The 19,567-nt window shown below is 70.0% G+C and carries 17 protein-coding genes and 2 tRNA genes; 7 read left to right on the top strand and 12 right to left on the bottom strand.

Annotated features, from left to right (window positions below):
* Positions 1-119: 119 nt before the first annotated feature.
* The 3 genes from valS (at position 120) to B3G12_RS12140 (ending at position 5,086) form a co-directional block, all read left to right on the top strand.
* Entirely contained in the window at positions 120-2,768 is a 2,649-nt protein-coding gene (gene valS / locus B3G12_RS12150; RefSeq protein ID WP_145009283.1) for a valine--tRNA ligase, read from the top strand.
* Positions 2,769-2,917: 149 nt separating this feature from the next.
* A complete protein-coding gene (locus B3G12_RS12145) occupies positions 2,918-3,955 on the top strand; it encodes a hypothetical protein (protein WP_145009286.1) in 1,038 nt (345 codons plus the stop codon).
* A 99-nt stretch (positions 3,956-4,054) separates the two neighbouring features.
* Positions 4,055-5,086, top strand: coding sequence for an alpha/beta fold hydrolase (locus tag B3G12_RS12140; RefSeq protein ID WP_290500573.1), 1,032 nt, complete (start codon positions 4,055-4,057; stop codon positions 5,084-5,086).
* 178 nt (positions 5,087-5,264) lie between these two features.
* On the opposite strand, the gene B3G12_RS12135 is transcribed toward B3G12_RS12140, so the two are convergent.
* The 6 genes from B3G12_RS12135 to B3G12_RS12110 all read right to left on the bottom strand — a co-directional run bounded on the left by B3G12_RS12135 (position 5,265) and on the right by B3G12_RS12110 (position 10,465).
* Positions 5,265-5,867: a DsbA family protein gene (locus tag B3G12_RS12135; RefSeq protein ID WP_144942579.1), complete on the bottom strand. Its 603-nt coding sequence runs from the start codon at positions 5,865-5,867 to the stop codon at positions 5,265-5,267.
* 30 nt (positions 5,868-5,897) lie between these two features.
* Complete coding sequence (gene clpX, locus B3G12_RS12130; protein WP_144942578.1) at positions 5,898-7,193, bottom strand: ATP-dependent Clp protease ATP-binding subunit ClpX; 1,296 nt, start codon at positions 7,191-7,193, stop codon at positions 5,898-5,900.
* A 150-nt stretch (positions 7,194-7,343) separates the two neighbouring features.
* Entirely contained in the window at positions 7,344-8,006 is a 663-nt protein-coding gene (locus B3G12_RS12125; RefSeq protein WP_290500571.1) for an ATP-dependent Clp protease proteolytic subunit, read from the bottom strand.
* A gap of 50 nt (positions 8,007-8,056) precedes the next feature.
* The gene (locus B3G12_RS12120) at positions 8,057-8,659 is read right to left on the bottom strand and encodes an ATP-dependent Clp protease proteolytic subunit (protein ID WP_186366686.1); all 603 of its coding nucleotides are present in this window, start codon (positions 8,657-8,659) and stop codon (positions 8,057-8,059) included.
* A 297-nt stretch (positions 8,660-8,956) separates the two neighbouring features.
* Positions 8,957-10,291: a trigger factor gene (tig, locus tag B3G12_RS12115; protein WP_186366656.1), complete on the bottom strand. Its 1,335-nt coding sequence runs from the start codon at positions 10,289-10,291 to the stop codon at positions 8,957-8,959.
* 101 nt (positions 10,292-10,392) lie between these two features.
* Positions 10,393-10,465, bottom strand: a tRNA-Pro gene (locus B3G12_RS12110).
* Between the two features lie 198 nt (positions 10,466-10,663).
* Here B3G12_RS12110 and B3G12_RS12105 point away from each other — a divergent pair.
* A tRNA-Gly gene (locus B3G12_RS12105) sits at positions 10,664-10,734 on the top strand.
* 121 nt (positions 10,735-10,855) lie between these two features.
* On the opposite strand, the gene B3G12_RS12100 is transcribed toward B3G12_RS12105, so the two are convergent.
* Both B3G12_RS12100 and B3G12_RS12095 read right to left on the bottom strand, forming a co-directional pair.
* On the bottom strand, positions 10,856-11,779 hold the full coding sequence (locus B3G12_RS12100) for an Fpg/Nei family DNA glycosylase (RefSeq protein ID WP_290500568.1): 924 nt from the start codon (positions 11,777-11,779) through the stop codon (positions 10,856-10,858).
* Between the two features lie 10 nt (positions 11,780-11,789).
* Positions 11,790-12,302: a ribose-5-phosphate isomerase gene (locus B3G12_RS12095; protein ID WP_144942574.1), complete on the bottom strand. Its 513-nt coding sequence runs from the start codon at positions 12,300-12,302 to the stop codon at positions 11,790-11,792.
* Between the two features lie 249 nt (positions 12,303-12,551).
* On the opposite strand from B3G12_RS12095, the gene pepN reads away from it, so the two are divergent.
* Entirely contained in the window at positions 12,552-15,143 is a 2,592-nt protein-coding gene (gene pepN, locus B3G12_RS12090; RefSeq protein WP_144942573.1) for an aminopeptidase N, read from the top strand.
* 125 nt (positions 15,144-15,268) lie between these two features.
* Entirely contained in the window at positions 15,269-15,679 is a 411-nt protein-coding gene (locus tag B3G12_RS12085; RefSeq protein ID WP_144942695.1) for a globin, read from the top strand.
* 135 nt (positions 15,680-15,814) lie between these two features.
* Here the strand turns inward: B3G12_RS12085 and B3G12_RS12080 are convergent, their stop codons facing one another.
* Positions 15,815-16,525: a hypothetical protein gene (locus tag B3G12_RS12080; protein WP_144942572.1), complete on the bottom strand. Its 711-nt coding sequence runs from the start codon at positions 16,523-16,525 to the stop codon at positions 15,815-15,817.
* Complete coding sequence (locus B3G12_RS12075) at positions 16,522-16,989, bottom strand: acyl-CoA thioesterase (RefSeq protein WP_144942571.1); 468 nt, start codon at positions 16,987-16,989, stop codon at positions 16,522-16,524. The genes B3G12_RS12080 and B3G12_RS12075 overlap by 4 nt, the downstream gene beginning before the upstream one ends.
* 43 nt (positions 16,990-17,032) lie before the next feature.
* Between B3G12_RS12075 and B3G12_RS12070 the strand changes: the two genes are divergently transcribed.
* A complete protein-coding gene (locus B3G12_RS12070) occupies positions 17,033-17,923 on the top strand; it encodes an acyl-CoA thioesterase (protein ID WP_144942570.1) in 891 nt (296 codons plus the stop codon).
* Positions 17,924-17,947: 24 nt separating this feature from the next.
* Here B3G12_RS12070 and B3G12_RS12065 read toward each other — a convergent pair whose 3' ends face one another.
* Both B3G12_RS12065 and B3G12_RS12060 read right to left on the bottom strand, forming a co-directional pair.
* On the bottom strand, positions 17,948-18,694 hold the full coding sequence (locus tag B3G12_RS12065) for a 4'-phosphopantetheinyl transferase family protein (RefSeq protein WP_144942569.1): 747 nt from the start codon (positions 18,692-18,694) through the stop codon (positions 17,948-17,950).
* Positions 18,695-19,093: 399 nt separating this feature from the next.
* Positions 19,094-19,504, bottom strand: coding sequence for a hypothetical protein (locus B3G12_RS12060; protein ID WP_290500564.1), 411 nt, complete (start codon positions 19,502-19,504; stop codon positions 19,094-19,096).
* Positions 19,505-19,567: the final 63 nt, after the last annotated feature.

Here is a 19,567-nt window from a genome sequence, read left to right as displayed (position 1 = left end):
GACGCCGCCCGCACCCGGCCCCGTAGGACCGCAACCGTGCGCCGCGCACCGGCGCGGGCGGCGTCGTCGCCCCCTCTGGACGGGCCCGGGCCCCGGGCTCCCGTGAGAGACTGGGAGGCATGGCACAAGAGACGACGGGTACAGACACGCCCACGCACACCGAGAGCACAACCCCCGCCGCAGTGGCGGTCCCGGAGAAGCCAGCCCTGGAGGGCCTGGAGGACAAGTACGCCACGCAGTGGCGCGAGAACGGGACGTACGCGTTCCGCGAGCACACCGACCGTGCGTCCGTGTACTCGATCGACACCCCCCCGCCCACGGCCTCGGGCTCCCTGCACGTGGGGCACATGTTCTCCTACACGCAGACGGACGTCATTGCCCGCTACCAGCGCATGAGCGGCAAGAACGTGTTCTACCCCCTGGGCTGGGACGACAACGGCCTGCCCACCGAGCGCCGCGTGCAGAACTACTACGGGGTGCGCTGCGAGCCCGGCCGACCCTACGTCGAGGGCTACCGGCCCCCGGAGAAGCCCGCCAAGAACCAGCGCGACTGGGACGTCGTGTCCCGGCAGAACTTCATCGAGCTGTGCGAAGAGCTCGCCGTTGAGGACGAGAAGGTCTTCGAGCACCTCTTCTCCACCCTCGGGCTGTCCGTGGACTGGAACCGCACCTACCGCACGATCGACGCCCACTCCCGCAGGGTCTCCCAGCTCGCGTTCCTCAAGGATCTCGAGGCCGGCAACGCCTACATGGCCGAGGCCCCCACCATGTGGGACGTCACCTTCCGCACCGCGGTGGCCCAGGCCGAGCTCGAGGACCGCGAGCGCGAGGGCGCCTACCACCGGATCTCGTTCCACCAGCACGACGGCGGGAAGGTCTTCATCGAGACCACGCGCCCCGAGCTGCTGCCCGCGTGCGTGGCCCTGGTGGCCCACCCGGACGACGAACGCTACCAGCACCTCTTCGGCACCACGGTGCGCTCGCCGCTGTTCGACGTGGAGGTCGAGGTCCGAGCCCACCCGCTCGCGAAGCCGGACAAGGGCTCGGGCATCGCCATGATCTGCACCTTCGGCGACCTCACGGACGTCACCTGGTGGCGTGAGCTGAACCTGCCCACGCGCGCCCTGATCGGCCGTGACGGCCGCTTCACCGCCGAGCAGCCCGAGTGGATCGCGGACGGCGCCCCGGCCGAGCACTACGCGGAGGTGGCCGGCAAGACCGTGTTCTCCGCGCAGAAGGCCGTGGTGGAGATGCTCACCGCCTCCGGCGACCTCGAGGGCGAGCCGAAGAAGATCATGCACCCGGTGAACTTCTACGAGAAGGGCGACAAGCCCCTCGAGGTGGTCACCTCCCGCCAGTGGTACATCCGCAACGGCGGGCGGGACCCCGAGCGGCGCGAGGACCTGATCCAGCGCGGCCGCGAGATGGCCTGGCACCCCTCGTTCATGCGCTCCCGCTATGAGAACTGGATCGAGGGTCTGAACGGGGACTGGCTGATCTCCCGCCAGCGCTTCTTCGGCGTGCCCTTCCCCGTCTGGTACCCGCTGGACGCCTCCGGTGAGCCGGACTACGAGCACCCCGTGCTGCCGTCCCACGAGCAGCTGCCGGTGGATCCCGCGACGGACACCGCTCCCGGCTACACCGAGGAGCAGCGCGACCAGCCGGGCGGGTTCATGGCGGACCCTGACGTGCTGGACACCTGGGCCACCTCCTCCCTGACCCCGCAGATCGCCACAGGATGGGGCGTGGACGAGGAGCTGCACGCCAAGACGTTCCCCATGGACCTGCGCCCCCAGGGCCACGACATCATCCGCACCTGGCTGTTCTCCACCGTGGTGCGCGCGGAGACGCTGGCCGGGACCGTGCCGTGGACCAACACGGCGCTGTCCGGGTGGATCCTGGACCCGGACCGCAAGAAGATGTCCAAGTCCAAGGGCAACGTGGTGGTCCCCAACGACGTCCTCGAGAAGTACGGAGCGGACGCCGTTCGCTACTGGGCCGCCTCGGCCCGCCTGGGCGCGGACACCGCGTACGACGAGGGGCAGATGAAGATTGGGCGCCGCCTGGCCATCAAGCTGCTCAACGCCTCCAAGTTCGTGCTCGCGCAGGGTGTCACCGAGGCCTCCGTGCTGGGCTCGGGGACGGACGCCTCGGTGGTCGGCAACGACCTGGACCGTGCCCTGCTCGCGCAGCTGGCCGACGTCGTGGAGCGTTCGACCACCGCGTTCCGCGAGTACGAGTACGCCCGCGCGCTGCAGCTGATTGAGTCCTTCTTCTGGACGTTCACGGACGACTACGTGGAGCTCGTGAAGGACCGGGCGTACGGCTCCCGCGGTGCCGAGGCCCAGGCCTCGGTGCACGCCGCGCTGGCCACCACCCTGGACACGCTGCTGCGGCTGTTCGCACCGTTCATCCCGTTCGCCACCGAAGAGGTCTGGTCCTGGTGGCGCGCGGGCTCCGTGCACCGCGCCTCGTGGCCCGTCACGGACGGCTACGCGGGGCTCGCGCGCGACGGCGATCCCGAGGTCCTCACGGTGGTGGGCGAGGCCCTGTCCGGGCTGCGCAAGTCCAAGTCCGAGGCCAAGGTCAAGCAGCGCACCGCCGTGGAGTCAGCCACCATCTCCGCCCCGGCGGACGTCCTGGCCCGCCTGCGCGGCGGCCTGGACGACCTCGAGGCGGCCGGCAACGCCGCGGACGTCACCCTCACGGAGGCGGACGGCGAGCTGGCCGTGAGCGACGTCGTGCTGGAGCAGACCGAGCAGGCCTGATCCGCCGACGAGCGGAGTCCGTCTCGACGGACGACGCGTCGGAGAGCGCCCCGGTGACCTCGACAGGTCACCGGGGCGCTCTCAGCATGAACCACCGGCTCGTCCCCGCGCGGAGCGGGCCACCCTCCCACACCAGAAAGCTCGATCCCATGAAGAAGTCCCTCTCCCTCGCCGCCCTGGCCCTCCTCGCGCTCACCGGTTGCTCTGCCGGTCAGAACGGGACCGGCTCCTCGCAGGAGGCCTCCGACCACGGCACGTTCGAGGGCGTGACGAACTGGGAGGGCTCCGGAGACGACGGCGTGGCGTTTAGGGCCACAGCAGACGTGGCAGCCCCGGCCGGGGTCGAGGAAGCACGCACGCTCATGAAGAAGTCGGAGACGCCCCTGCACTTCCTCGCCGTGACAGTGGACAACATCCACGGCACACAACCGGTCAGTGCCAGCAGCGCCTCCTTCACCACTCCCGAGGGCGAGCTCGTCGAATACACGATGGTCGGCGACTACCTCAACGACTACGAGGCCGCCGAGAGCGAGAGCGGTGACGCCGAGAACCGGGTCATCGACGTGCACAACGCGTTCTCCAGCGACGAGTACGAGGTGGTCGCGGGACAGAAGAAGACGGTGGTGCTCGCCTCGGAGAACGACTACCCGCACGACGTCACGCACGCCACCGTCAACGGAACGACGTCGCTCGCGCCGTCCGAGACCTCTGCCGAGACCGACAAGGCCACGGGAGCCCCCGAGCCCAGCGAGGCCGTGGGCAGCAACGACAAACTGGCCGACCTCAACGGGACCACGTTGAAGGGCAATGACATCAACTTCCGGATCTTCAGCCCCAACGCGCAGAAGGACCTCAACGCCGCAATGCCTACGCAGCTGAAGGGTGCCTGGGGCGCGCTGTGCTCCGACGCCGCCACCGAGGAGCAGCTGAAGGAGACGGGAGCCACCGCGAACGGGCACCACTGGCGACCGTTCCAGTACGCGGTGTCGGAGAGTGGCGTGGGAGCCCTCAGCGGCAACGCCGACTACAAGGAGTACGAAGCCGCCTCTCTGGCAGGGATGTCCCACGGCGGGGTCTGCGCCGTGATCCAGTCACCCGACGAGTCCGCCGCCACGGAAACCCACTTGGCGACCGTCGGCCACTACCTGGGCAACTCGACGCTGGAGAGCACTGTCGAGGTGAAGTGATTCCCGCACCACGGGACGTGGAAGAACTGCCGGTGCTCAGCAGGGCCAAGCAGCGCCGCCGCAGTACGTGTTCCAGCCCCCGTGGGTGATGATGAACGGGTGACTCTGCCCTCAGCGCCTCCCCCGTCCGGCGACTGCCGGATCCTGCGACGGACCGGCCGCATCCTGCGCCGCGCGGTGCTGGCCGGCGTCGTCGGTCTCGTGCTGCTCACGGTTGCCAGCGTGGTGGGCAACGCCGTAACCACCCCGCCCGACACCCTCGAACCCGAGGCGGGCGCGTACGCGGACGTAAGCGGCGTGGCCGTCCACTACGAGCACTGGGCCGCGACCGGGAAGCACACCTCCGCCGACCCCGCGCCCGTGGTCCTGCTCCCCGGCTTCGCGGAGTCCACGGTCGCCTTCCGTGCCACCGCACCCCTGATCGCCGCGCAGGGCCGGGACGTCTACGCGTTCGACCTCCCCGGATTCGGCTACACCCGCGGCGCGGACACCGAGGACGTGCGGTTGCAGGCGGACCTCGTCGCGGGCTCGATCCGGGCGCCGGGAATTCCCCGGCCCGTCGTCGTTGGCCACTCCCTCGGCGCGGCCGTGGCCGGGGGAACCGCGCTGTGGCATCCGGAGGACGTGGGCGGTGTGATCTTCGCGGACGGCGACGCCCAGGACCTGAACTTCGGTGACGGCACCTGGCGGGCCCGCATCGCCCGCCTGCCGTACACCACGAGCGCGTACCGAATCTTTACCCGCTTCACGTGGCTCAACCGCGCGGCCTTGGCCGGCTCGTGCGGCTCCGCGTGCACGGCGTTCCACGGTGACGACGGCGCCCGCCTCGCCCAGCAGTGGATGCGCCCGCTCATGCAGGGGGACGTGGAGCACTCCCTGCTGGGCAGCGCCGGGCGCAGCGGCATCCTGCACCTGCAGGAGGACCAGACGCGCGCGGTCACCGTTCCCCGCGCCATCATCTGGGGTGCGGAGGACACCCGATCCGGGGGCTCGCTCCAGGACACCCGGGACCGGCTCGGACACCCGGAGGAGCGGATTGTCGACGGTGCCGCGCACGACGTCATGAACGCCCAGCCCCGGGCCTTTGCCGACGCCGTCGGGGCCCTCGCGGGCGGCATGGACCGGCACTGATCCCGCCTGGTTTCGACCGGAGGCGGTAACGGCACGCGTCTCCCCCCGGGCGCCCGAACGGCGGGACGGGTTCACCTGGAGCGGCTCGCGGGGCCGACCCGAGGACGACGCACCCCCGCCCCGGTGACCTTCTCAGGCCACCGGGGCGGGGTCTGCCACTCGCTGTGCGGGAGCGGACTCAGCTGAAGTCCGGGCCCTTCTCGCGCCCGCGCTTGAGCTCGTAGAAGCCGGGGTAGGACGCCAGCGCCAGGGCGCCGTCCCAGACCTTGCCGGCCTCCTCGCCCTTGGGCGCCGGGGTGAACACGGGACCGAAGAAGCCCACGCCGTTCACGGCGATGCACGGGGTGCCGATGTCCTGACCCGCCACGGCACGGGCCTCGTCCGTGGACGCCCGGATGGCGTCGTCGTACTCGGTGGAGTTCTTGGCCGCGGCGAGGTCTGCCGGCAGACCGACCTCTGCGAGGGACTCGGTGATGATCGCCTCGAGGTCCTGCATGCCACCGGGGTGACGACGGGAGCCCATGGCGTCGTAGAGCTTCTTGTAGTACTCGCCGCCGTGCTGCTCGGCCGCGGCCTGGATCACGCGCACGAGCCACATGGACTCGTCGTGGCCGTGGTGGTGGTTCTCGGGGTTGTCCTCGTTGAGGATGCCCAGGGAGATGATCTTCCAGTCCACGTCCACGTCCCGGATGCGCACGACCTCCTCCATCCAGCGGGAGGTCATCCACGCCCACGGGCACAGGGGGTCGAACCAGAAATCGACGTGCTGCTTCTCAGACATACTGAATCCTTTCGTGCGTTCTGCGCGGTCTCACGCGGACTTGTGACGTCGCCGCTCGGCCTCGATCATCTCGTGCGTGAAGATCTCGGGGTCCGCGATCTTCGCCACGGCGTCTTCGGTCACGAGCACAGCGGCGATGTCGTCGCGGCCCGGGAGGTCGAACATGACGGGCATGAGGATGTCCTCGAGGATCGCGCGCAGGCCGCGCGCTCCCGTGCCGCGCTCGATCGCCAACTCTGCAATGGCCTCCAGCGCCTGGGGGTCGAAGGTGAGCTCCACCCCGTCGAGCTGGAAGAGCTTGCGGTACTGCTTGACCAGGGCGTTGCGCGGCTCCGTGAGGATCCGCACCATGTCCGGCACCGAGAGCTTGGAGAGGGTGGTCACCACGGGCAGCCGCCCGATGAACTCCGGGATCAGTCCGAACTTCAGCAGGTCCTCCGGCTGCACCTGGCCCGTGAGGTCCACCTCGGAGGTGTCCTTGATGGGCGCCCCGAAGCCGATGCCCTTCTTTCCCGTGCGCTGCTGGACGATCTCCTCCAGCCCCGCGAACGCCCCGGCGACGATGAAGAGCACGTTGGTGGTGTCCAGGTGCAGGAACTCCTGCTGCGGGTGCTTGCGCCCACCCTGCGGAGGAACCGAGGCGACGGTGCCCTCGAGGATCTTCAGGAGCGCCTGCTGGACCCCTTCGCCCGATACGTCGCGCGTGATCGAGGGGTTCTCCGATTTACGCGAAATCTTGTCGATCTCGTCAATGTAAATAATCCCCTGCTCCGCCTTCTTGATATCGAAATCAGCGGCCTGGATGAGTTTGAGAAGAATGTTCTCAACGTCTTCACCGACGTAACCTGCTTCCGTGAGGCTCGTGGCGTCCGCCACGGCGAACGGCACGTCCAGCTTCTTGGCGAGCGACTGCGCTAGGTATGTCTTGCCGGAGCCCGTGGGGCCCACCAGGAGGATGTTGGACTTGGCGACCTCGATGGCCTCCTCGTCCCCCTCGGAACCGGCGATCGACAGCGTGTGCCCGGAGACACCGGCCCGGATGCGCTTGTAGTGGTTGTAGACGGCCACTGCCAGGGCGCGCTTGGCGGGCTCCTGCCCGATCACGTACTCCTGCAGGTGGTCGTAGATCTGCTGCGGGCGGGGAAGCTCCGCCTGGTCCGTCTCCGTGACCTCGGTGAGTTCTTCCTCGATGATCTCGTTGCACAGCTCGATGCACTCGTCACAGATGTACACGCGCGGGCCGGCGATGAGTTTGCGCACCTGCTTCTGGCTCTTGCCGCAGAAGGAGCACTTGAGCAGGTCGACGCTCTCTCCGATGCGCGCCATGTATCAGCCTCACACTTCGTCTCGACGGATGCTGGAACCACTCTAGGCGAGCCGTTCCGGCCGCGCCCAATCCCCCACGGACGCATGACGGTCACGACGCCCCGTGACGGGTGCGCCTTGACCGTGCGGTGCGTCCTGGCCCTGGGCCTCTCAGGCCTGGGTGACCGTGGAGGGCTTGTTGATCTTGCGGGAGCCGAGCACCTGGTCGATGATCCCGTACTCCTGGGCCTCCCTGGCCGTGAGGATCTTGTCGCGCTCGATGTCGCGGTTGATCTCCTGCACGTCCTTGTTCGTGTGCAGCGCCATGGTCTCCTCGAGCCACGTGCGCATGCGCATGATCTCGTTGGCCTGGATCTCGATGTCCGAGGCCTGGCCGCCGCCCTGGCCCTCCATGGCAGGCTGGTGGATCAGCACGCGGGCGTTGGGCAGCGCGAGGCGCTTGCCCGGGGTGCCGCCGGCAAGCAGCACGGAGGCCGCGGACGCCGCCTGGCCCAGGCACACGGTCTGGATCTCCGGGCGGATGTACTGCATGGTGTCGTAGATGGCCGTCATGGCCGTGAACGAGCCGCCCGGGGAGTTGATGTACATGGTGATGTCCCGGTCCGGGTCCTGGGACTCGAGCACGAGCAGCTGCGCCATGATGTCGTCCGCGGAGGTGTCGTCCACCTGAACGCCCAGGAAGATGATGCGGTCTTCGAACAGCTTGGTGTACGGGTTCTGACGGCGGTAGCCGTACGGGGTGCGTTCCTCGAAGTCGGGGATCACGTAGCGGCTGCTGGGCAGCTGCGGTGCGGTGGCGTGTGGCAGGTTCATTGGTCCGTCCTGAAAAGTCTGTGGATGGTTCGTGGCAGCGCGGGAGCGGGCTACTGCGAGTCCTTCATGGTCCCGCCGCCGCCGGTCACGTTGCCGGCGGACTGCGCGATCTGGTCGAAGAAGCCGTACTCCAGGGCGCGCGGGGCGTCGAACCAGTTGTCGCGGTCGTTGTCGCGCAGGATGGTCTCGAGGCTCTGGCCGGTCTGCTCGGCGGTGAGCTCCGCGAGGCGCTGCTTCATGGACAGGATCAGCTCCGCCTGCACGCGAATGTCCGACGCGGTGCCGCCCATGCCGCCCGAGGGCTGGTGCATGAGGATCCGGGCGTTGGGCGTGGCGTAGCGCTTGCCCTTGGTCCCGGAGGAGAGCAGGAACTGACCCATGGATGCGGCGAGGCCGGTGGCCACGGTGACGACGTCGTTCGGGATCAGCTGCATGGTGTCGTAGATGGCCATGCCCGCGGTCACCGAGCCGCCCGGGGAGTTGATGTAGAGGTAGATGTCCGCCTCCGGGTCCTCCGCCGAGAGCAGGAGCATCTGGGAGCAGATCAGGTTCGCGTTGGTGTCGCGCACCTCGGAGCCCAGCCAGATGATGCGCTCCTTGAGGAGCCGGTTGTAGACGTAGTCGTCCTGACCGCCCGGTGCCATGTCCTCCATGCGCGGAGTGGCCGGTGCGGCACCGTACGGCTGAATGGGAGTGGAGGTCATGAATGCCCTCTTTCTTCTGGACGGGTCCGAGCTGCCCGAACGGCACGCCCGGACCCACGATCACTTGCTGTCTCAGAAGCGTAGTAGCCGCCCCGCGGCCTGTGGCCCGGTGGTCCGGGCTGTTCGCTGGTGGCGCATGGTGGCACGCGGACAGCGAAACGCCACGGCCACCCCGCGTGCGTGCGGGGTGCCGTGGCGTCTCGTGGGCCGCCGCACCAGGTCTCCCTGGCACCACGGCGGGTGGGATCACTCGGCCTCGGTGGCCTCGGTGTTCTCAGCGTCGTCGGCGGTGCCCACGAAAGAGGACAGGTCCACGGTCTCGCCGTTGGAGTCCTTCACAGTGGCGGTCTCCAGAACCTTTCCCAGGGCCTTGCGGCGGCGAACCTCGCCCACCATCATCCCGGCCTGGCCGGAACCGTCGAGCATCTGCGCGAACTGGTTCGGGTCCATGCCGTACTGCTGGGACATGTTGATGATGTAGTCGATCAGCTCGGACTGCTCCACGCCGACCTCTTCGGCCTCGGCCACGGCGTCCAGGATGATCTCGTTGCGGAACGCGGTCTCGGCGTTCTTGCGGACCTCCGCGCGGTGCTCCTCGGTGTCGTGACCGGGCTCCGCGGAGGCCTGGGCCTGCTCGGAGTCGAAGTGCTGGGCGACCTGGTCCTCGACGACCTTCTCGGGCACGGGGACCTCGATGAGCTCCACGAGCTTGTCGAGGACCTTGTCGCGGGCCTCGATGCCCTGCTCGACCACGGCGGACTCGGCGGCCTGCTTCTTCAGGTCCTCCTTGAGCTCCTCGATGGTGTCGAACTCGGAGGCCAGCTGGGCGAACTCGTCGTCGGCCTCGGGCAACTCGCGCTCCTTGACGGCGGTGACCTTGACCTTCACGGTCGCCTGCTCGCCGGAGTGCTCGCCACCGGCCAGGGTGGTCTCGAAGGTGGCGTCCTCGCCGGCCGAGAGACCCGTGACGGCCTCGTCCATGCCCTCGAGCATGGTGCCGGAGCCCACCTCGTAGGAGAGGTCGTTCGCGGCGTCGACCTCGTCGCCATCCACGAGCGCCTGCAGGTCGAGGGTCACGTGGTCACCCTCGGCGGCGGGGCGGTCCACGGACTTCAGGGTGCCGAAACGGGCACGCAGCTCGTCGAGAGCCTTCTGCTCGTCCTCGGCGGTGGCCTCACGCGCCTCGACCTCGATCTCGAGGCCCTTGTAGTCGGGCAGCTCGATGTCGGGGCGGATGGCCACGGAGATCTCGACCTTGGTGTCGGCCTCGCGATCGTCCTGCTCCGGCTTGGAGAGGACCTCGACCTGCGGCTGCGACAGCGGGGTGAGCTCGTTCTCGGCCAGCGCCTGCTGGTAGAAGGAGTTGAGGCCCTCGTTCAGGGCGTTCTCCACGACGAAGTCGAAGCCCACGCGCTGGTCGATGAGCTTGGAGGGCACCTTGCCCTTGCGGAAACCGGGGATCTGGATCTGGTTGCCCAGCTCCTTGTAGGTCTCCTGGAGGAAAGGCTTCAGATCCTCGTAGGCGATCTCCATGGTGATCTTCGCCTCGGTGGGATTGAGTTTTTCGACGGCGCTCTTCACTTCCGCTGTACTCCTGGGATCGTAGGGTGACTGCCTGCAACGGACCGGGGTCGGTCCGGTGGGTCCACGGGCTGCACGGCACGGGCCGTTGCGCCCAGACGTCGGGGTGACAGGACTCGAACCTGCGATCTCCTGCTCCCAAAGCAGGCGCGCTAGCCACTGCGCTACACCCCGTGGCCGCGTGCGGGGCACGCGAATTCCTCCCGCGCGCACCACTGCTGGAGGCGCGCGGACCGGGCGTCGGCGCGCCCGTGGGCGGCCGACAACACGACAGTCTATCGTGCCGAACGCCCGAGCCCGTAAATCCGGCCCCGGACCGGGCGCCGCGGGTGGCACGGCCCACGGTGCTCGTGTACTGTCTTCAACGTTCCCGGGGGCGTAGCTCAATGGTAGAGCCCCAGTCTTCCAAACTGGCTACGCGGGTTCGATTCCCGTCGCCCCCTCGTCATTGCGAATGAAACCCCGCAGCCACCGGTTGCGGGGTTTTTCGCGTGTCGGCCAAGAACGCGTCACCACCGGGACGAGAGCACGCCGACGACGCCGCCCTGCTGGCTTCTGCGGACCTCAGGCCTGGCACACGGGGCACCAGTACAGGCCCCGGCCGTTGAGGTCCCGCTTGAGCACGGTCGCCCCGCAGTGCAGGCAGTCCTGGCCGTGGCGGTGGTAGACGTAGTTTGCGTGCTCGGGCCACGCCTCGGACTCGGGCACACCCGGGCGGTCCGCGAGGTCCGTGGTGATGATCCGCCCCACCCGCGCGCCCACGGCCATGAGCGCCACGTTCTCCTCCCACAGCCCCAGCAGCTCATCGCGCGTCAGGGAGCTGCCGGGTCGCAGGGGATCCACCCCGCGGCGGAAGAGAGACTCGGCGCGGAAGATGTTGCCGATCCCGGAGACCACGTTCTGCTCCATGAGCAGCACGCCAACTGCCCGCCTGCTGCGACCGGCAGCCGCGAGGAACGGCTCGGGGTCCGCCTGAGGATCCAGCGGATCGGGTCCGAGCTTCGCCTCGGCGGCCCGGGCCTCCTCCGGCGTCTCCACTGTGCACAGCGCGGGACCGCGCAGGTCCGCCCAGCCGTGCTCTCCCACGAGCCGGGCCCGCACGGCACCCACCGGGGCCTCGGGAACGACCCGTCCGGCGTCGTCGTAGGTCACGGCGTCCGCCTCCGCGCTGCCGGTCTCCCGCTCCCCCACGCGGCGCGGCGCGCCGATCGACGACGCCGCCGCGAACGTCTCGTCCCCCGCGAAGCTCCACGCCCCGTAGATCCCGAGGTGCGAGCGCAGCACGAGCACGTCCGACGGCTCCTCCGGCGCGGTGAAGTCCAGGTACAAGTGCTTGCCGTGGGCGCGGGCGCTCGTGAGCACGCGGCCGTCGACCAGCGCGGCACCGGCGGCGAAACGCCCCTGCGGGCTGCTCACGCGCAGCTGCTGGCCTTCGAAGAGGTCCCCGAGCTGGCGGGCGAGCCGGTGGATCGAGTGTCCCTCGGGCACGCGGGAGCCCTCAGCCGCGGGTGAACGGGCGGGGCGTGATCGCGGACAGCCTGCCTGCGATGTCCCCGGTGCGCTCGTACTCGGCGAGCTGCTCGATCCTGCGCACGTGGCGCTCTTCGTCCGAGAACGGCTCCTCCAAAAACGCGACGACGAGCTGCAGCGCCTCCTCCTTCTCGTGCTGGCGACCGCCCAGGGAGACCACCTGCGCGTTGTTGTGCTCCCGGGCCAGACGTGCGGTGTCCAGGTTCCAGGCCAGGGCGGCGCGGATCCCGGCCACCTTGTTGGCGGCCATCTGCTCGCCGTTGCCGGAGCCGCCGAGCACGATGCCCAGGGAGTCGAGACCGTTCTCGCGGTCCTCGCGCACACCGAGTGCCGCGCTGATGCAGAACGCCGGGTAGTCGTCTGCGGCGTCGTACTCCTCGGGGCCGTGGTCGATCAGCTCGTAGCCCCGCTCCGTGAGCTGCTCCATGAGGTAGTGGGACAGCTCGAGGCCGGCGTGGTCGGTGGCGATGTGCACGCGCATGGGTCTTCTGCAACTCCTAGGTGGTTTCCCGCAGACGTCCCCCGCCGCGCCGGACGGGACGCGGACCGGGAAACAGGACGTGCCCAGCCTATCGCCGCGGCCGGACCCTGCGCCGTCGCCCCTCGGCCGCGGCGCCACCGGGCCACCGGGCTGCACGACCGCTGTGGGCCTCGGGTCTTGCGACGACTGTCATAATGGCCCAATGCCCCGCGTGGGCATGGAAGTGTCGTCGAGGAGAGGAACGCCGTCGTGCCCGGAACCAATCTGACCCGAGCGGAGGCCGCCCAACGCGCGCGGACCATCTCGGTGGAGTCCTACCGCGTGGCCCTGGACCTCACCCGGGGGGCGGAGACCTTCCCGGCGCGCACCACCGTGGTGTTCACGGCCGAGCCCGGGTCCGAGACGTTCATCGACGCGGTCACGGCCTCCGTGGAGTCGGTGACCCTCAACGGCGAGTCCCTGGGCCCCGCGGAGGTCAGCGACGGCGAGCGCATCCAGCTCCCCGGCCTCGCGGAGCACAACGAACTGGTGGTCGAGTCCACCATGTTCTACATGAACACCGGCGAGGGCCTGCACCGCTTCGTGGACCCCGCGGACGGCGAGGTCTACCTCTACTCGCAGTTCGAGGTCGCGGACACGCGGCGCATGTTCCCCGTGTTCGAGCAGCCGGACCTCAAGGCCGCGTTCGAGTTCTCCGTGACCGCACCGGAGACCTGGCAGGTGGTCTCCAACCAGCCCACCCCCGAGCCCGTGGCCGTCTCCGGCGGGGTGGCCCGCTGGGACTTCTCCCCCACGCCGGTGATGTCCTGCTACGTGACCGCGCTGATCGCCGGACCGTACCTGAAGACCACCGACAGCCTGGTCTCTGCGGACGGCCGCACCGTGGACCTCGGCCTGTTCGCCCGCCGCTCCCTGTTCGAGCACATGGACGCGGACGAGATGTTCGAGATCACCAAGCAGGGCTTCGAGTTCTACGAGTCGCAGTTCGGCGTGCCCTACCCGTTCGAGAAGTACGACCAGCTCTTCGTGCCCCAGTTCAACGCCGGCGCCATGGAGAACGCGGGCGCCGTGACCTTCGTGGAGTCCTACATCTTCCGCTCCAAGCCGGCCCAGGCCCTCGTGGAGCGCCGCGCGATCACCGTTCTGCACGAGCTGGCCCACATGTGGTTCGGGGACCTCGTGACGATGCGCTGGTGGAACGACCTGTGGCTCAACGAGTCATTCGCGGAGTACATGTCCACCCTCGCGTGCGCGCAGAACACCAGGTACACGAACGCGTGGACCACGTTCGCCGCCGGTGAGAAGTCCTGGGGCTACGCGCAGGACCAGCTGCCCACCACGCACCCCATCAAGGCAGAGATCCCGGACCTCGAGGCCGTCCTGGTGAACTTCGACGGGATCACCTACGCCAAGGGCGCGTCCGTGCTCAAGCAGCTCGTCGCGTGGGTGGGCCAGAAGGAGTTCATGGCGGGGCTCAACCGCTACTTCGGCAAGCACGCGTGGTCCAACACCGAGCTCTCCGACCTCATGGTGGAGCTGGAGGCGGCGAGCGGTCGCGACCTCAAGCGGTGGTCCGAGCGCTGGCTCGAGACCGCCGGGGTGAACACCCTGATCCCCCGAATGACCGCGGACGCGGACGGGGTCATCACGTCCTTCGCGATCGAGCAGATCGGCCAGGAGGGCCACCCTACGCTGCGCCCGCACCGCGTGGCTGTGGGCTTCTACGACCACCGCGAGGACACCGGCCGGCTGAGCCGCACACTGCGCGTGGAACTGGACGTGGACGGCGAGCTCACGCAGGTCCCCGACCTCGTGGGCCGAGAGCGCCCGGACCTCGTGCTTCTCAACGACGACGATCTCGCCTACGCCAAGATCCGCCTGGACGAGTGCTCCCTGGCCACCGCGATGAACCACCTGGGCGACTTCGACGAGTCCCTGCCGCGCTCCCTCGTGTGGGCCGCGGCCTGGGACTCCGTGCACGACGGAGTGAGCCCCGCGAGCGACTACGTGCGCCTGGTGCTCGCCAACGTGGGCCACGAGACGGACTCCACGACCGTGCAGGTGCAGCTGCGCCAGCTGGACACCGCCCTGGACCACTACCTCGCCCCCGAGCACGCGCAGCAGGTCCGGGAGGACGCCGCGGAGAGCCTGTGGCGCCTGGTCGAGGAGTCCGAGGCGGGTTCCGACCACCAGTGGCAGTTCTTCCGCGCGTTCCTGCGCCGGGCGTGCACGGACGCCCAGATCGAGCGTGTGGCGGGCTTCTCCCGCGGCGAGGGCGTCCCCGAGGGCCTGGAGCTGGACACCGACACCCGCTGGGCCGTGCTGATCGCCCTCGTGGCGGCCGGCCGCAAGGGCGCCGACGACATTGCGGCGGCCCTGCGCGAGGACAACACCGAGACGGGTGCCATCGCGGCTGCGACCGCGTCCGCAGCGATCCCCACGCCGGAGGCCAAGGCGAACACCTGGCGCCTCGTGGTGGAGCAGGGCGCCCTGCCCAACTCCCAGCAGCAGGCGGCGATCGCGGGCTTCTTCCGCGGGCACGACGACGCCCTGGTGGCCCCCTACGCGGACCGGTACTTCCAGGAGGTCACCGGGGTGTGGCGCGAACGCACGCACGAGATCGCCCAGCAGATCGCGGTGGGGCTGTTCCCCCGCGCCTACTCCCAGGAGGTCGTGGACGGGGCCCAGCGCTTCCTGGACGCCCTCGACCCCGAGCTGAGCGGGCTGCGGCGGATAGTGCTCGAACGCCAGGACTCGGCACGCCGCGCGGTCCGCGCGCAGCGGATCGACGCCGCGGCCCTGAGCGAGTCCTCCTCCGATGGTGAGGGAGCCGCCCGGTGAGCGACGCCGCCAATCCGGAACACCTGTCCGCCGAGGCCGCTGCCCCCGCTGGGCGCCGCACGTTCACCCTCGGGGCCGTGGGCTCCCGCTCGGCGGGCGGGTCCGTGGCGCAGCCCCCGCAGCAGGTGGGGGACGCGCGGGAGGCCGCCGAGGCGGCGTCGTCGGACTCGTTCTACGCGCAGGTGGGCGGGCACGAGACGTTCGTGAAGCTCACGCACGAGTTCTACGCGCGCGTGGCAGAGGACCCGGACTTCAAGGCGCTGTACCCGGAGGAGGACCTGGGTCCGGCTGAGGAGCGGCTGCGGTTGTTCCTGGAGCAGTACTGGGGCGGGCCCACCACGTACTCCGAGCAGCGCGGGCACCCCCGGCTGCGGATGCGCCACGCGCCGTTCCCCGTGGACACCTGGGCGCGCGAGACGTGGCTGGCGCACATGCGCGCGGCCATGGACGCCGTGCAGCTCTCCCCGCTGCACGACGGCATCATGTGGGACTACTTCGAGCGGGCCGCCCACGCGATGGTGAACCGGCCGGGCTGAGCCCCGTAGATGCGGGCGCGGCTCCCGGCGGTGCGGGTGGTTCCGACGGCCGCAACACCGCTGGAGCTCCCGGTTCTGCCGACGGCGCACGGGTGAGCCCCGCGCCGTCGGACGCGGTGGTGGGGCCGAGCCGCATCAGCGCGGCAGCTTGACCAGCACGTGGCCCGCGGCGGTGCTCAGGCGCAGCCACTGCCCGGTCTGCTCCGCGGCCACGTGGACGTCTGAGTCCGGGGACGGGATGAAGCCGAGGACGTCCAGGGCGAACGCGGCGCCGTCCGGGATCTCCGGGCCGTCGAGTGGACCCCACCCGGAGGAGGCACCCCACACCCGCGAGCGGACCTTCTGCACGATCGCGGCACCCGAGTCCGCGGGGACGGCGTCCGAGACGGCCTGCACGCCACGGCGGGCAACGTCCCGCACGTGGTGCGCGGCCACCGTCCCCAGTGCGCTCCAACCCGTGCGCGGTGCGACGATCCCGGCCCACGGCGCGTTGACCTGCTGCGGTGGGGCACTGAGCCACACGGCGTCGTCGCCCGCGGGAACCGCCTGCGTGCTCACGCGCGCAAGGCGGTCGGTGATGGCCGAGGCAGCAACCGTGGTGTCCAGGCCCGAGGACTCCGCGAGGGCCATGGTGCGCAGCCCGAGGACCACCGGGGCGGTGTCGAGCAGGCCCGCGGGGTGGATCACGGAGACCCACACGGCGAGCACGCGGTCCATGCCCTGCAGCCGCACGGCGGCCTGGGGATCCACGGAACGGGCCCGGCTAACGTACGTGGCGAGGTCCGCGGCGTCGCGCTGGTCCAGCAGCGCGAAGCCCTCGGCGGGGTTCTCGTGGGGGGTGCTCATCGTGCGTGGTCGAGTTCGACGTCGTCCTCGAGCGAGGCGAGCAGCGCTTTGTGGTCCTCCGAGAGCTTGACGCTCTTGCCCGTCTCCGGGTCCATGACCACGATCACGGACTCGCCCTGTGCGTAGACGTGCGAACCGTCCTCCTCCTGCAGGCTGTAGGAGATGGTGAAGGACGAGCCGCCGATGCGGGAGATCCACGTGCGCACGCACACAGGATCCATGCGGAAGAACAGCTGCTCCTTGTAGTCCACGCTCTGATGGGCGACGACGGTGCGCAGCTCCCCCACGGCCCCCCGGAACGTGGTGTCCTCGGGGATGCCGTGGTCCGGGTCCTTGCCGATGGGCGAGGCGGTCAGTCGCACGCGGGCGTCCTCGAAGTAGCGCAGCATGGTCACGTTGTTGATGTGGCCGTACTGGTCCTGGTCGAAGAAGCGCATCTGGATGGGGATGTTGAGCGAGGTCATGGTTCTATCAGACCACATTCGTCAGCCAGTTTAGAGTGGGGCCATGACTGTCGATCCCACCCAGGAACCCGTGGCCGCGCTGATCCGGATGCTCGACCTCGCAGACGGCGGTGGCGCCCGGACCACGGAGGACATCTTCGTGGGCCACACGATCACCACCCCCCGGGCACGGGTGTACGGCGGGCAGGTGCTCGCCCAGGCCGCGATGGCCGCCATGCGCACCGTGGACCCGGGCCGGGCCGTCCACTCCCTGCACGCGTACTTCCTGCGGGGCGGGGACATCGAGGTGCCCATCACCTTCGGGGTGGAGCGGGTGCGGGACGGCCGCTCCTTCTCCGCCCGCCGGATCCACGCCTACCAGGAGGGCAAGACCATCCTCTCGGTGATCGCGTCCTTCCAGGAGCCCGCCGAGGGCCTGGAGCACCAGGACGAGATGCCCGAGGGCGTCCCGGACCCGGAGTCGCTGCCGGCCCTGCGTGAGACCCTCGGGGCGCTGGACATCCCTGAGGCCCGCGCCCAGGCCTTCGAGCGCCCCTTCGACATGCGCTACATCACGCAGCCGCTCTTCCTCCCGTGGCAGGGTGCCCAGGACTCGTACAACGCCGTGTGGATCAAGGCGCTCTCCCCCCTGCCGGACGATCCCGCGATCCACCGCGCGGCGCTGGCCTACGTGTCCGACTACACGATGATGGAACCCATCCTGCGCCGCCACGGCCGGTCCTGGGGAGACCGGGGCATGAACGTCGCCTCCCTGGACCACGCCATGTGGTGGCACCGCTTCGCACGGGCCGACGAGTGGATCCTCTACACGCAGACCTCCCCCAGCGCGTCGTCGGCGCGAGGGCTGTCCATCGGCAAGATGTTCACGCGCAACGGCACCATGATCGCCACCACGGTGCAGGAGGGCATGATGCGCCTTCCCGAGTTCCGCTGACGGGGCACTGTCCCCAGGACGCTGTTACTGCTTGGAACGGCCCAGCGCCGCCGCCGTCAGCACGAATCCGCCCGTGAGGGCCCAGCGCCCCCGCACTGTCATCATCTGTTCACCTCCGACGCTCAGCGGGCGCGGCAGCGCCACGGCGAACGTGCCGTCCGGGTGCACCACGGTGTCCACCTCCTCGAAGCCGAGCCACTCGTGGCGCAACGGGTACCAGAGCTTGTAGACGGCCTCCTTGAGGCTGAAGACCACGCGCGTCCACGCCACGTCCGGGGCCGTGCGGTGAAGCTCCACCAGCCGATGCCGCTCGGGCCGTGTCAGCGTGAGGTCCACGACGTCCTCGGGCAGCGGGAGGTGGGGTTCGGCGTCGATCCCCAGGCCGGCGACGTCGCCCGCCCGGGCCACCGCGGCCGCCCGCAGCCCCTCGCAGTGGGTGATGCTGCCCACCACACCGGCCGGCCACAGGGGCTCGCCGCGCCCGCCCCGTCCGATCGTCGCGGTGGGCACGCCCAGCAGATCCAGTGCCTGGTGCGCGCACGACCGCCCCGTGGCGAACTCCGCGATCCGCGACGGCACGGCCCGGGCGAGCGACTCCCCCTCGCCGGGGCGCAGGTCCCCCGCGACGTCCTCGGTGGCCGCCACCACCACCGCGCCGTCGGGCAGCAGAGCCGCGAGCGCCCGGGCCACCGCAGACTGCCCGGACGGGACGGGCACGCCACCCCCGGAGGCGCTGTCGGTGCCAGTGGTCGTGGCTGCCGTGGGTCTCATGGGGCACCTCCGGGGTGGTCTGCGGGGCCCGGGCTGCTCCCGGGTGGTGACGTGGCCGGTTCCCACCATGCCAGGACCGGGGCACGCCCCACCACGAGAGCACGGAACGGCCAGGTCCTGGCCTGAACGTGCCGGGCCCCGGGGAGGAGTCAGCATGCCCCGGTATCGTCCGTGTGCGAGGCGGACCACAGCTCGGCGCAGCGACCGCCGCGGCACGGTAGCGGGAGACCGCCTCGGGGCCCGCTCCCAGCCCCGTGATGACCCGCAGACCGGTGAGGTGGTCCACGGCGGCGTCGGCCGTGGCACCCGCGGTCTCCTGGGCCCGGTGCTGGCGCGCGGCGAGCGGGGCGGTCAGGCGGTCCGTGACGAACGCCGTGACGGCCGCACCGGCCACGGTCATCAGGTCCCGGGGGTGCGACGGCGCCCGCCCAGGCCCTCTGGTCGGGTGAGGGTGTCCGTCACGCGCATGCGCAGCTCGTGCTCCACATAGCTCGTGGCGGCGTGACCCATGCGGGCCCCGATGCGGTACGAGAAGCTGAGCAGCACGAAGACGAGCGCGAGCAGCACCACGACCAGCACGGTGCCGCGCAGGTCGCCGCTGGCCAGGGGCCCGTCGAGCGCGCGGCCCACGACCACGGGCACGAGCACCTCACCGAGCTGGTGGGTGACCGCGAGGACCGCGGCCCCCAGGGTCAGCCCGGGACGCGAGCGCAGCACCTGCCCGATCAGCCCCGCCGGGGTGGTCGAGGGCATCACGGCCAGGTAGGTCCGGCGGTCCTCGTCAACGGGTGGTTCGAGCAGCGTGCGCACCCGGGCTCACACCCGTCCGGTGAGGGGTCGCAGCTCCACGGCCCACACGCCCCAGCCCACGGG

This window comes from Kocuria sp. UBA5001 (genome assembly GCF_002398425.1).
In the GTDB taxonomy this organism is placed as follows: Bacteria; Actinomycetota; Actinomycetes; order Actinomycetales; family Micrococcaceae; genus Kocuria; species Kocuria salsicia.
The sequence above is the reverse complement of the archived record's forward strand: the minus strand, read 5'-3'. Positions and strand labels throughout refer to the sequence as shown.

Excerpts from the sequence above, each read along its gene's own strand:
- valS (WP_145009283.1), top strand. The coding sequence starts at position 120 with ATGGCACAAGAGACGACGGGTACAGACACGCCCACGCACACCGAGAGC.
- B3G12_RS12145 (WP_145009286.1), top strand. The coding sequence starts at position 2,918 with ATGAAGAAGTCCCTCTCCCTCGCCGCCCTGGCCCTCCTCGCGCTCACC.
- B3G12_RS12135 (WP_144942579.1), bottom strand. The coding sequence starts at position 5,867 with ATGTCTGAGAAGCAGCACGTCGATTTCTGGTTCGACCCCCTGTGCCCG.
- clpX (WP_144942578.1), bottom strand. The coding sequence starts at position 7,193 with ATGGCGCGCATCGGAGAGAGCGTCGACCTGCTCAAGTGCTCCTTCTGC.
- B3G12_RS12125 (WP_290500571.1), bottom strand. The coding sequence starts at position 8,006 with ATGAACCTGCCACACGCCACCGCACCGCAGCTGCCCAGCAGCCGCTAC.
- B3G12_RS12120 (WP_186366686.1), bottom strand. The coding sequence starts at position 8,659 with ATGGAGGACATGGCACCGGGCGGTCAGGACGACTACGTCTACAACCGG.
- B3G12_RS12095 (WP_144942574.1), bottom strand. The coding sequence starts at position 12,302 with ATGCGCGTGCACATCGCCACCGACCACGCCGGCCTCGAGCTGTCCCAC.
- B3G12_RS12080 (WP_144942572.1), bottom strand. The coding sequence starts at position 16,525 with ATGAGCACCCCCCACGAGAACCCCGCCGAGGGCTTCGCGCTGCTGGAC.
- B3G12_RS12075 (WP_144942571.1), bottom strand. The coding sequence starts at position 16,989 with ATGACCTCGCTCAACATCCCCATCCAGATGCGCTTCTTCGACCAGGAC.
- B3G12_RS12070 (WP_144942570.1), top strand. The coding sequence starts at position 17,033 with ATGACTGTCGATCCCACCCAGGAACCCGTGGCCGCGCTGATCCGGATG.
- B3G12_RS12065 (WP_144942569.1), bottom strand. The coding sequence starts at position 18,694 with ATGAGACCCACGGCAGCCACGACCACTGGCACCGACAGCGCCTCCGGG.